The following is a 12,406-nucleotide window of genomic DNA, read 5'->3' as shown; positions in this document are numbered from 1 at the left end:
TGAGAAGATAATATGGATTTAGAAATTAATATTTATTCTCATTATCATTTGTATTCGAGAGTTTAGGATATAAAAAAACCTCCAAAAGTTGGAGGTTTTTTTACAGAGGAGAAAGCAAGACTTAAAGTGGCTGCGCTTCACCAACTGTTTCTTTTAAATGTTTACGAATCGTATTAAACGAGAAGTTTTTGCTATCCATGCGTTTTGGCAGAATGTATGCCCCTTCTTGGCCTTTCACTTTGAATTTAATCAACAAAAACTCAGGTGTGTTGTACCATTCGTAGATGTCTTTCCAACCGATTGCACCGACACCTTCTTGCATGCCCATTTGCTGGCGCATAATCAGACCGTGAGGTTGTACACCTAAACGAATGCCTTTAATTTCCTGAACTGGAAACTCATTCATTTTGCGCTTCACATACCATTCTAAACCGAATTTACGGACTAAAAGGTAAACCACGACGCAGGCGATTGCGACCCAACAAAAGATGGTTGAATAATTTTTGAGTAAAATTAGGCCAAGAATCGAAAGGGCTGTAACGACAGCCATGATGATCCAAGCTTTCATGCTAATTTTGTTTGTGCTACGCCAAATTTTTAATTGAGCATCGCGTTGTTCAGCTTCAGTGATTTCATAGGTCACAGGCTGTAAAGTATAAGCGTATAAATTTTTCGCGGTCATAGTGAAAGTAACAGATTTAAAACTGCAAAAAGTTTAGCATCATTTAGAGCATTTCAGTGAGTATATTGTTCCAAAATCACCCAAATTATAATGAAGCCAGTTCTGTGGCCTCATGATCCCGTTCGTGGCTTAAACTTTGCTTCAAACGACTGAACTGATTCAAGATGCTAAACATCAACGAAAGCTGTTGTAAAATAATCAATGCTTTCTGATCTTCCTCATTATTTTGGCTTAAACGCTGACGAATGGTCTGTAGCATATTTTGCGCAGTTAAATCAGGCATTTCATCCCGCAGGAGCGCACCTTGGATATTGTCAAAAGCGCGATCCATCAATTCTAAAATTTCTGGGTCGTCAATTTTTTCACGATGAGCTCCCAACGCGGCAATATAGCTAATAAAGGTATGATTGAGGCACAAGAACTCAAACGCCAAGCTCTTTTGCGTTGGGTCAAAGTCGGGCTCGGTGGCTAAAGTTGAAATGAGTGAAGCAACTTCGGCATCGGTATTGTGTGCGGCACGACGGACCACACGATAATTCAGGCCATTGTTGCGTCCAGACTTATATTGTTCAATCACCTCAGCCAAATAATCACATTGAGCGGAAAGCGAGCGGTAAATTGTGCGGGGTAGGCGACGGAACTTCCAGTCAGGGAAAATGAAACTCACGCCTAACCATGCCAGACCACAGCCAATTAAGGTATCCATCATGCGCGGAAGAGCAGCTTCGTATCCCATACCATCTAAGTTGAAATTAATCAGCGCCAAGATGGTGATGAAAGCGGTGGCTTGAGCGTATTGTTTACTGCGGAGCTCAAAGAAAAGCACACCACTGATGACCAAGACGAGAAGTTGTCCTTCAATCGAAGGTACAAAGTACAACACGGCATACCCTAAAATGATCCCGACCAACGTCCCTACGATACGTAAACGTAAACGACGTTTGGTTGCGTTGAAATTGGGCTGACTGACAAAGAGGGCTGTAAGTAGAATCCAGTACCCATATTCAATGTTAGTGACTTGAACAAAGATATATCCAACTAACAGCACGATAGACAGACGAATCGCGTGTCTAAATAACACCGATTCTGGAGTGAGATGTTGTTTAATCCGAACCTTAATGTCATCCCAGCCTTTCAGGTCATCATCTTTGAGCTGGCTTTCGATATGCTTAGCTTTATCGAGTTTAATATTGCGTTCAGTTTCTAAGTTACGTAGCTGTGCATCAATCGATTTTAAGTTTTGATACAGTGAAAACAGAGCATTGACCCAAATTTGGTCATACTGTTGTTCGTCTCTGAGCTTTTCTAATGATAAACGGAGGTTTTCAAAAGCATGTTTAAAGCGTTTATTATGGGTGTAGGTTTGCCGGTTTAAGATACTGCTGCTTAAGTCTTTACAGGCTTTGGCTTGTATAGATAAAATTCGTTGAAAGCGGAATAAGATATCGCTGTGTTGAAAAATTTTCGCCAGTTTTTGATAGTCAATATGTGCTGAATCTGCACGCTCGTGAATATCTTGCGCCACAAAATAATATTGCAGGCTGCGACGGGTATCCCGTTGTCCACGGTCACCTTTTAAACGGGTGAGTAGGGCGGTTTTCATGTCGTTGAAAATTGCAATTAATTTACCATTTTCCAACGACAGTTCAATCATGCTCTGTTGATAGCTGTTTGCTGTCATATCGACATCAAACAGGTTGGATTTTGCAAACAGAAAATCGGCGAGTGAGGAATAACACTTCGATAGATTGTCCTGTACCTGACGAACGGGAAAGAGCAGAAAACTGATGGTTGAAATAACACTATACCAAATTGCCCCAATCACTAGCAGAGACGGTTGTGTATACCAGTTGTCAAAAAGTCCGACACCGAGCATGGAGTAAACCGAAACCACTAAGCAACCATAGGAAATCGTGGCATAACGACGTCCCAGTGAACCCAGTAAAATCAGACCAATACACGAAACGATTAGACCCAGTGCGAATAAAATTGGGTGCGGAAATAAAAAGTAAATAGACGTTGCGGTAATGAAAAAGCCAATATAGGTAAAAATTAAATTCATGATCCGCACGGAAAAGCGGTCATCAATATCACTTAAACCCGCAGCAACTGCACCGAGTGTCAGCGGAATAGTTGCCAGTTGAAAACCCATAAAATATGGAACAAAAGCAGTCCCTGCAAAAGTAATGACCATGCGGAGGTTATACATGAAGGTTGTATTATAAGTAGCCTGTTTTAGACTGGTCAGCCATGCTTTCAAAGGGCACCTTTGTTTGTCGCTTAGGGTTGGACAATTTTCAAATATGAGAATATGTGAAATTTCACCTGCTCTGGTATAAATCATACTATGGAGCGTGTAAACTTGTCTGCAAACTCTCCTTCCAAAACATAAATTAATCCTATGTCGACTACACAGGAAAAAGCGGTCTATTCCAACGCTTGGATTCTCTTACTTGCTTCACTGACTGCACTCGGTCCACTGTCTATTGATATGTATTTGCCTGCTTTGCCACAAATGGCGAATGACTTTGGGGTAAGCACACAAATGGTGGCAAACAGCTTACCTGCCTACTTCTTAGGCTTGGCGATTGGACAATTGATTTATGGGCCGGTAAGTGACCGAATTGGAAGGAAAAAACCGCTGTATTTTGGCCTAAGTCTCTACATTATTGCCAGTTTACTATGTGTGTTTGCAAACAGTGAGTGGAGTCTCATTGCCGCTCGGGTTTTGCAAGCCTTAGGCGGTTGTGTGGGCGTGGTGATTGCCCGTGCTGCGATTCGTGATCGTTTAGATATGCAAGCCTCAGCTCAAGCATTTGCCAGTATGATGATTGTGACCACCATCGCGCCGATTATTGCACCGAGTTTAGGCGCGTTGGTGCTGAGTTTCAGTAGTTGGCATAGTATTTTTGCCTTTTTGATGGTCGTTGGTTTGGGAAGCCTGTGCTGCGTACACTTTTTCTTTGAAGAAACTTTAGATCCGAAGCGCCGTTTAAAGCTTAACTTTAATCAAGTTTTAAACCTCTACGGGGCGATTCTGCAAGATTCGAGCTTTAGACGTCCGATGTTTGTTGGATGTTTTGCTGGGGCTGTACTCTTTTGCTATATCAGTGCTTCTGCTGCCATTCTGATGGATGGTTACGGCTTAAGTCAGCAAGTTTTTGCCTATGCCTTTGGTGCCAATGCGCTTGGGATTATGCTGTTCTCAACCTTAAATAAGCGCTTGGCACAAAAGTTAAGTGTTTTTCAGCGCTTAAAATTAGGCAGTTTTTTGCAGTTGGCTGGTGTGGGGCTGCTGTTGGTAGCGGGTAGCATGACACATGCGCCCTTATATATCGTATGTGCAGGGATGTTTCTCGCTGTCGCAGCAATTGGTTTTACAGGGCCAAATGCCATGGCGATTGCAATGTCTGAGCAGGGTGCACGGGCAGGAACGGCCAGTGCGATTATGGGCAGTATGCAATTTGGTTGTGGTCTACTTTGTGGTGTGATTCTTAATTTTCTACTCTGGTCGGCACTTTTGAATATGGCCATTGTCATGGCTATTTTTGTGGCTTTGGCTTTGTATTATGTGTTTAAGCTTGAGCACGAAAAAGCCTAAAAATTGAAGTTGTGACTATATAAAAAAAGAGACTCATTTTAGTCTCTTTTGTTATTTAAATGAATGCTTTAAATCTCACTCATTGTTTAAGAATACTGCAAAATCTTCAACTGGTACGCCATGTGTTATAAAGCGATTGACGATCTGCTCAGGATCCGCATAACCCAGTGCCATGCCGCAGACGAGTTCAGCATCTTGTACATTGATAGCATAAAAGTGATTCCATACGGCTCGTGACAAGAGTCTGAACCTTGTGCTTTGACTGAAGTCATGACATTTCTCATCATGGCAATATCCATTTTCGCGCAGATGTTTAAGGCTTGATTGACTGCGAAGAATAGTCCGACAGGTGCGTTAAAAAAGATTGGTCATTACATGATTGCAGCTGTGCGATTTTCGCTTTTTCACCTTTTTGAATATTAAGCAAGCCATACGAGCCCTAACCATTTTCGCTGCGGTGCTCAATAAAAGGCGAAATCCATTTTTCTGGATAATATGCAAAAGTTTCTTATTATTAGATGTTTTTTCAGGATGTTCAGACGGTCTAAATTGAGTTTGACGAGTTTGCTCAAACATTTTGTTAGGAGTTTTCCTATGAGCACATCTATTTGCCATAATCGTGTATTCGTGCTTGCGGATATTTTATTTATCATGCTCAATAATAGTCTGAATAGTTAGGCTTTTTTGGTGCAAAGCTGTGATTTTGACCCATCATTGCGCATAGATGGCTATCTATTAGACTAAGACTTTAGTTATAAGAAAAAAATATAGATCTCAAATAAAACTCAGTCTATATTTAAGAAAATATGAAGAATTGTTACTTAATTATTGCAAAAGTCTGTCTAAATTGTAATTTGATGCTTCAAAGCCAATCGCGAATAACATCAATTATCGTTTGAAATTGTGTGCATTAGACTTTAGTGGCAAGAGTAATAAAAGGTCATATCTTAAAACATCGAAATGTGCGATTTTTCATCTTTATAAGATTACTTTGCATATGAAAAGACCAAAACGGAGTGGTCTTTTGTGCAAAAAATTTTACTGAAATGGAATTTTTGATTCACTATTAACAATGTAATAAAGGAAGTTTGTGTATGCGTTTAGCCCTCAATAAAAAGCCATTTATCGCTCAAAGCCTAGCACTTAGTGTGGCTGCTCTGATGATGACAACAACTCATGCTGCAACCAAAGAACAACAAGAACTCGCTCAATTACGCGCTGAAGTTGCTGAGTTAAAAGCTTTAATGCAACAGCAACAACAAGTTCAACAACAACAAGCCGTTCAGATTCAACAAGTCAAAGCACAGCCAGCTCCTGTAAAAGCTGAATCTCCACTGTCTTCGTTAAAATCTAAGTCTGGCGCAGACATTAACCTGTATGGTTTTGTTCGTGGCGATGCAAACTATATTATTGAAGGTCATGATGACGACTTCAACAAAGTTGCAAGTTCAGATGGTAAGACTAAAGACAAACTCCGTGCAACAGCGAAAACTACACGCTTAGGTTTAGATTTCAATACCAATGTGGCTGGCGATAACAAACTGGGTGGTAAAGTAGAAGTCGACTTCGCTGGAACAAATGAAGCCCTTCGAATTCGTCATGCGTATTTGACTTATAACAACTGGTTGTTTGGTCAAACCACATCTAACTTCCTGTCTAACCACGCACCAGAAATGATTGACTTTGGGACTAACGTGGGTGGTGGTACAACTCGTATTCCACAAGTCCGTTATGGCTTTAATTTAGCGCCTGCAACGAAATTATTTATTGCTGCGGAAGAAGGGAATGGTACTGCTACAGAGTGGGATGCTGCCGACAGCGAAAATGTATCTTCAAATGTGAAATATAGCTTACCAGTATTAACTGCAAAATTAACGCAAGGTTTTGCTGATGGTAAAGCGAATGCATCGGTTCGTGGCTTAGTGGAACAATATAAATCTGAATCATCTGGTGATGATAAAACAGGTTGGGGCTTAGCTGCAGGTGTAAATTATCAAGTGATTGATCCGTTAAAACTCAGTGCTGATGTGTCTTATGTACAGGGCAATAGCAACTACTTATACGGAAGCAACACTGCATTTTATGTAGATCCTGCAAATGGCAATATCGAGCAAAATGAAGCGTTTGGTGTGCAAGTCGGTGGTACGTATAAATTCAACGAAAAATTACGTTCGACTTTAGCGTATGGTGCTCTATTTGCAGATGATGGTACTGATTACGCGCGTTTAAACACAGCTGCAAACGAAGAAGTTTATCAAGCATGGATTAACTTCATCTATTCACCAGTTAAGCCATTGGACTTAGGTGTTGAATATATCAATGGTAAACGTGATACCTTTGCTGGCGATAGCTACAAAGACAACCGTGTTGGCTTAATGGCGAAATACAGCTTCTAATCATGTGATGAAATAGTTGCGGTTTAAAAAACAGGAGCTTTAGGCTCCTGTTTTGTTTGAGTAGGGAAATTTATACAGACTAAATACATTTTGAATATAGACTTAAGTATTAAGTCAGAAAAGAATAAGAGAAATAGTTGGAAATTATTGTAAAAAAATAAAGATTATCTATAAAAAATCTGCATAATGTCGGTCTTTCGCCCATATTGTACTTTTGTTGGTTGTTTTTGAGCCAATATGGGGCGGTTTTGTGATTTTTTTCAAAAAACCGTATCTGTGTCCAAACATTATTGGGCATTACGTTATTTCAGTTTACTCATCGTGTAGAACTGAACATGTTATGCATCAGATCGCTTAGTTTGTTACCAATTTACCCGTTGCCTGAATTTCCATACGCAAGACTGAGTTTGTCTCAGATTTACGAAATATCTCTTGAAGTATCAATGGATTCGGTGGCTTATTAGCCAGATAACAAAATCTAAGCATCCGCTTTATGGACAATTGTCATGGAATTTACTTTTAACGCTTTTTATACCTTGATTGCTGCTGTCATCGTTTTGTTACTTGGCCGCTTCTTGGTAAATAAAATTGGTTTCTTGAAACGCTACAACATTCCTGAGCCTGTCGCAGGTGGTTTAGTTGCAGCGATTATCTCCTTGGTTGTGCATAGTCTTTGGGGCTATAGCATCACGACCAGTAGCGAATTGCAAACAAGCTTTATGCTGATTTTCTTTTCCTCAATTGGTTTAAGTGCAAACTTTGCCAAATTGCGTGAGGGCGGGATCGGTCTGGTTATTTTCTTGATGGCTGTCGCTTCATTTATTGTGGTGCAAAACTTTGTCGGCATTAGCCTTGCAACCTTATTGGGCATTGACCCCCTTATTGGTTTGATTGCAGGTTCAATTACCTTAACTGGTGGTCATGGTACTGCGGGTGCTTGGGGTGAAATTCTAGAAGTTAAACATGGTATCCAAGGTGCATTAGCTTTGGGTATGGCGAGTGCGACATTTGGTTTGATTATTGGTGGTTTGATTGGTGGTCCTCTAGCGAAGTTACTCATTAACCGCTATCAATTGGCGACGCCACGTACCAATGAACAAATTGAAAAGAGTGATAACACACCACTGACTGATATTAATTCATCAGAATATGTACCGTTTGAATATCCACATCGTGTGCGTTTAATCACTGCGGATAATGCGATTACCACATTAGGTTTGTTTGCAGGCTGTTTGGCTTTTGCTGACTTTATGACTGGCCATATGAAAGGCACAATGCTTGAGTTACCGACTTTCGTTTGGGCGCTTGCAGGCGGTGTGATTTTACGTAATGTGTTGGAAGGTATTTTCAAAGTCCAAATCTTTGACCGTGCGATTGATGTATTTGGTAATGCATCATTGTCGTTGTACCTTGCGATGGCTTTGCTTTCATTGAAATTATGGCAATTGGCTGACCTTGCTGGTCCGCTTGTGGTTATTTTAGGTGCACAAACGATTACGATGGGCCTATATGCTGCATTTGTGACATTCCGTGTGATGGGTAAAAACTACGATGCTGCGGTGCTATCTGCGGGTCACTGTGGATTTGGTATGGGTGCAACCCCGACTGCGGTTGCAAACATGCAGGCGATTACCAACATGTATGGTCCTTCGCACAAGGCATTCTTGATTGTGCCTTTATGTGGCGCATTCTTTGTAGACTTGATTAACGTTGCTGTCATTCAGTCTATTTTGCAATATTTTAACTAATTGGAAATGCAATTTGCCCTAGGAAACTAGGGCTTTTTTGCTTTCAGGTCTCTCACAATAATTAGGATATCGAGATGAATGATCAATTAAATGAAACATTACTCGGGTGGGTGAATACACTGAATGGACCTCTGTGGGACTTTTTGGTGATTTTCCTTGTTGCGGTCGGTTTGTTTTACACCCTAATTACGGGTGCAGTACAGGTTCGCTTATTTTTGCACAGCATCAAGGTCATGAAATCAAGCCGTAAGGAATGTGATGATGATCATGGCATTACACCTTTTCAGGCTTTTGTCACTGGGCTTGCAAGCCGTGTAGGTGTAGGTAATGTTGCGGGTGTTGCGATCGCAATTGCGATTGGTGGACCGGGTGCAGTATTTTGGATGTGGGTCACTGCATTTTTGGGTATGAGTTCGGCTTTTGTTGAGTCATCTCTTGCACAGTTGTTCAAGGTGCGCGACCAAGAAAATAAACAGTTCCGTGGTGGACCTGCCTACTATATTACCCAAGGCCTGAAACAAAAATGGTTGGGTGTAGTCTTTGCTGTTGCGCTTATTTCAACCTATGGTTTTGTGTTTAACGCAGTACAGGCCAATGCGATTACGGGTGCGACAGCACATGCATGGGGATGGGATAAAGCCAATCTAGCATTTGAACTCGGTGGCATTCATATTGTAGTGTCTTGGGTTGGACTAGGTTTAGTCTTGCTGACCGCGATGATTATCTTTGGTGGAATCAAACGTATTGCCAAAGTGGCAGAAAGTTTTGTGCCATTGATGGCCTTGTTGTATCTGGCTGTTGCTTTATATATCGCCGTAATTAATTACGCTATTTTACCCGATATTTTCCAACTCATTTTCTCTAAAGCTTTTGAGTTTGAAGCTGCTGCTGGTGGTTTCTTCGGTGCGATGGTTTCTATGGCAATGATGATGGGGATTAAACGTGGTTTATTCTCTAATGAAGCAGGTATGGGTTCAGCACCGAATGCGGCAGCTGCATCGGATGTAAAGCACCCTGTAAACCAAGGTTTGGTACAAATGCTCGGTGTATTTGTGGATACCTTCGTGGTGTGTTCATGTACCGCGATTATTATTTTGGCCTCAGGACTTTATCATGATGCGGGCTTTGAAGGCGTAACGCTCACCCAAATGGCTTTAGAGAGCCAAATTGGTTCTTGGGGTGATGACTTCCTTGCAACGATTTTATTCATGTTTGCCTTTTCATCAGTCATTGGTAACTATGCCTATGCTGAAGGGAATGTGCAATTTATCAATAACAATGCCAAGGTGATGTTTGTCTTCCGTATCTTTGTTTTGATTATGGTGTATCTCGGTTCAGTGATGAGTGTGCCTCTCATTTGGAACACTGCCGATTTGTTCATGGGCATTATGGCCACCATTAACTTGTTTGCTATTTTGCTGTTAACACCATTCTTATTGATGCTGTTAAAAGACTATTTGGCACAGCTGAAACAAGGTGTGAAAGAGCCTGTGTTTAAATTGGATAATCATCCTAAATTTAAAGACAAAGTGAAATCAGACATTTGGTAATTATTTAGTACATAAAAAAGCCTCTACATTGATAGGGGCTTTTTTATGGCTATTTAGCCGCTAAAGTAAAAGAACAGCTGATACAGTGCAAAACTTAAAATCAGGCTTAGCCAAATCGGGAGTTTGGTTCGAAGCAGTAAAATAACAGCGACCACAAAAACTAAGTCAGTCCAATGCTTGAAATAACTTTGTCCCATTTGCAGCACCAAATACAGCAGTAAACTGACCACTGCCGCATTGATCCCAATTACGGCTTTTCGTATTGCAGCTTGCTGCATAAGCCAAGACCAATAGGGTAAGGTTGCAAAGATTAAAAAGAATGAGGGCAGAAAGATTGCTAAAGTTGCTAGAACCACATTCAGCCAAACAAAGGGCGTTAAAGGCAGTAAAGCACCTAAGTAACTGGCGAAACTAAATAAGGGGCCGGGCATGAGTTGAGCCAGCGCATAACCTAAGTCAAATTGTTCGGCAGATAAAATATGGTTGGCGACGAAGTCCTGATGTAAAAGTGGCAAAATAATATGCCCACCGCCAAAAACCAAAGATGCTGCTTGGTAAAAACTGAACAGGCTCTGTGAGAAGAGTGAAGAAGATGAATGCCACACCATAAAAACTACAAAAGGCAAAACAAAGGCAATGAGCCAAAGATAAGTCTGCTTTGCTTGGACTTTTGATTTTAAGCTGCTGTCTTGGAGCTTTGATGTCGAATCTGATGCGAAATAAATACCGACGAGAGCAGCAACTAAGATGACGATAATTTGGCTGAATGACCATGGGGCGAAGTAAAGAAACAAGGTGCTAAGTAACATCAGCACATATTGCCAAATAGTTTGGCAGAAACTTGTCAACATTTGCCAAAAGGCCCAGATCACTACAGCAAAAACGATCAACTGAATGCTATGTAGTGTCATCGCACTGAGTTGATTGAAATACTGCTGACCCAGTACCGCGAAACATGCCATGAGGAGCATAGACGGCAAAGTAAAACCGAGCCAAGCCGCGCACGCACCGCGGTAGCCTTGGAGTTGATAACCAATGGCAATACCCACTTGGCTGCTGGTCGGCCCTGGGAGCAATTGAGCGAGAGCAACCAGTTGGGCATATTCAGCATCATTCAACCACCCAAGTTGCTGTACAAAATGACGGTGAAAAAACATCAAATGAGCAGCAGGCCCACCAAAAGACAAGTAGCCCAATTTTAAAAAGTGCAGAAAGATGCAAGTGAGATGCTGAGTGCGCATTTTGAATTATGCTGACAAATTGAAACAGATTATAATAGGTGAATATGACGCTTTTACGAAAAACAACAGTACTTGGACTGCTGATTTTCATACACTATGCTGCTGGAAAATTTCGCGCTATCCCAACTTCGGTGAATCATGTTGAACATTAAACTTAGCCTTATGTCGTTTACATTGCTCGCTTTAGCAGGCTGTCAAAGCATGCCCAAAGTGGCTCAAGAAACGCCAAGTCAGGCTTTTTCAGCCGAAACTGAGTCAGGGGAAGCCCAAGAGCGACTCAACCAGATCAATTTTAAACAGCTCAAAAAAGAACAAAACCGTCCAATTATTGCCTTGGTGTTGGGGAGTGGTGGTGCACGTGGTTATGCACATATTGGCGCAATTCAAGTTTTAGAGCAGTCGGGGATTCGTCCCGACTTTATAGTGGGAACCAGTGCCGGTAGTATCGTTGGTTCACTGTATGCTAGCGGAAAAAATGCCAATCAAATTCGTGATATTGCGCTGAATATGAAAGCCAATGATGTGCGCGATATTCGTTTGGACATGAAAGGTTTCTTTGATGGTCAAAAAGTTGAAGACTATGTCAATGAGCAAGTGAACGACATTCCACTTCAACGCTTACCTATCCCGATGTATGTGGTGGCCACGCAGTTAAAAGAAGGCAAAAAAGTCGTCTTTAACTATGGCAATACTGGGCAAGCGGTTCGGGCATCGGTGTCGATCCCGAGTATGTTTATTCCCACTAAAATTGGTGCTGATGAATATGTGGATGGCGGTTTAGTCAGTCCCGTGCCTGTTGATGTGGCACGTAAGTTAGGGGCGGATATTATTATCGCGGTCGATATTCTGGCGCAGCCAATGTATACCGAAACCTCAAATGTTTGGGGGCTGTTTAACCAAAATATCAATATCATGCAAAAGAACCTTGCACAAATTGAGCTGAAAAATGCAGATATTGTGATTCAGCCAGACTTGCGTGAGAAAGTACATATTTTTGATGTCAGCGGACGTGAGTTGACCATGCAAGCTGGGGTCGATGCAACCGTTGCGCAGTTAGGACAGATTCAAAAAGTTTTTGCGCAGAAAAATTATAAGCAAAAATTGAATATTCAAAGTATTCAAGTAAGAACGCATTGATCACGCGTGATGTAGAAATAAAAGCCTGAATGGGCTTTTATACATCTCTAT

At 41.4% G+C, this 12,406-nt stretch carries 9 protein-coding genes; 5 read left to right on the top strand and 4 right to left on the bottom strand.

Going from position 1 to position 12,406, the window contains the following annotated elements:
- Nucleotides 1-121 precede the first annotated feature (121 nt).
- Nucleotides 122-682 (bottom strand): YcxB family protein, encoded by a 561-nt coding sequence (locus AC0KVP_RS11795; RefSeq protein WP_004981126.1) that lies wholly within the window; start codon nucleotides 680-682, stop codon nucleotides 122-124.
- Between the two features lie 85 nt (nucleotides 683-767).
- Nucleotides 768-2,942, bottom strand: a complete 2,175-nt coding sequence (yccS, locus tag AC0KVP_RS11790; RefSeq protein WP_125280406.1) for a YccS family putative transporter — start codon at nucleotides 2,940-2,942, stop codon at nucleotides 768-770.
- 141 nt (nucleotides 2,943-3,083) lie between these two features.
- Here yccS and AC0KVP_RS11785 point away from each other — a divergent pair, with 141 nt between their 5' ends.
- Entirely contained in the window at nucleotides 3,084-4,283 is a 1,200-nt protein-coding gene (locus AC0KVP_RS11785; protein ID WP_168158357.1) for a multidrug effflux MFS transporter, read from the top strand.
- 75 nt (nucleotides 4,284-4,358) lie between these two features.
- Here the strand turns inward: AC0KVP_RS11785 and AC0KVP_RS11780 are convergent, their stop codons facing one another.
- Complete coding sequence (locus AC0KVP_RS11780) at nucleotides 4,359-4,523, bottom strand: nitroreductase family protein (RefSeq protein WP_431605163.1); 165 nt, start codon at nucleotides 4,521-4,523, stop codon at nucleotides 4,359-4,361.
- Nucleotides 4,524-5,377: 854 nt separating this feature from the next.
- On the opposite strand from AC0KVP_RS11780, the gene AC0KVP_RS11775 reads away from it, so the two are divergent.
- The 3 genes from AC0KVP_RS11775 (at nucleotide 5,378) to AC0KVP_RS11765 (ending at nucleotide 9,977) form a co-directional block, all read left to right on the top strand.
- A complete protein-coding gene (locus AC0KVP_RS11775) occupies nucleotides 5,378-6,679 on the top strand; it encodes a DcaP family trimeric outer membrane transporter (RefSeq protein WP_473336845.1) in 1,302 nt (433 codons plus the stop codon).
- A 506-nt stretch (nucleotides 6,680-7,185) separates the two neighbouring features.
- Nucleotides 7,186-8,427: a sodium/glutamate symporter gene (gene gltS / locus AC0KVP_RS11770; protein WP_473336843.1), complete on the top strand. Its 1,242-nt coding sequence runs from the start codon at nucleotides 7,186-7,188 to the stop codon at nucleotides 8,425-8,427.
- A 74-nt stretch (nucleotides 8,428-8,501) separates the two neighbouring features.
- Nucleotides 8,502-9,977 (top strand): alanine/glycine:cation symporter family protein, encoded by a 1,476-nt coding sequence (locus AC0KVP_RS11765; protein WP_473336842.1) that lies wholly within the window; start codon nucleotides 8,502-8,504, stop codon nucleotides 9,975-9,977.
- 53 nt (nucleotides 9,978-10,030) lie between these two features.
- Here AC0KVP_RS11765 and chrA read toward each other — a convergent pair whose 3' ends face one another.
- Nucleotides 10,031-11,218 carry a chromate efflux transporter gene (chrA, locus tag AC0KVP_RS11760; RefSeq protein WP_473336840.1) on the bottom strand — a complete coding sequence of 396 codons (1,188 nt, stop codon included), beginning with the start codon at nucleotides 11,216-11,218 and terminating at the stop codon, nucleotides 10,031-10,033.
- A 138-nt stretch (nucleotides 11,219-11,356) separates the two neighbouring features.
- On the opposite strand from chrA, the gene AC0KVP_RS11755 reads away from it, so the two are divergent.
- A complete protein-coding gene (locus AC0KVP_RS11755; protein WP_078388427.1) occupies nucleotides 11,357-12,355 on the top strand; it encodes a patatin-like phospholipase family protein in 999 nt (332 codons plus the stop codon).
- Nucleotides 12,356-12,406 lie beyond the last annotated feature (51 nt).

The sequence above is a fragment of the Acinetobacter sp. DL27 genome (assembly GCF_055810995.1).
Note: the sequence above shows the minus strand (reverse complement) of the source record. Positions and strands in the feature narration are given on the sequence as shown.

Excerpts from the sequence above, each read along its gene's own strand:
- gltS (WP_473336843.1), top strand. The coding sequence starts at position 7,186 with ATGGAATTTACTTTTAACGCTTTTTATACCTTGATTGCTGCTGTCATC.
- AC0KVP_RS11785 (WP_168158357.1), top strand. The coding sequence starts at position 3,084 with ATGTCGACTACACAGGAAAAAGCGGTCTATTCCAACGCTTGGATTCTC.
- AC0KVP_RS11765 (WP_473336842.1), top strand. The coding sequence starts at position 8,502 with ATGAATGATCAATTAAATGAAACATTACTCGGGTGGGTGAATACACTG.
- AC0KVP_RS11795 (WP_004981126.1), bottom strand. The coding sequence starts at position 682 with ATGACCGCGAAAAATTTATACGCTTATACTTTACAGCCTGTGACCTAT.
- AC0KVP_RS11755 (WP_078388427.1), top strand. The coding sequence starts at position 11,357 with ATGTTGAACATTAAACTTAGCCTTATGTCGTTTACATTGCTCGCTTTA.
- chrA (WP_473336840.1), bottom strand. The coding sequence starts at position 11,218 with ATGCGCACTCAGCATCTCACTTGCATCTTTCTGCACTTTTTAAAATTG.
- AC0KVP_RS11775 (WP_473336845.1), top strand. The coding sequence starts at position 5,378 with ATGCGTTTAGCCCTCAATAAAAAGCCATTTATCGCTCAAAGCCTAGCA.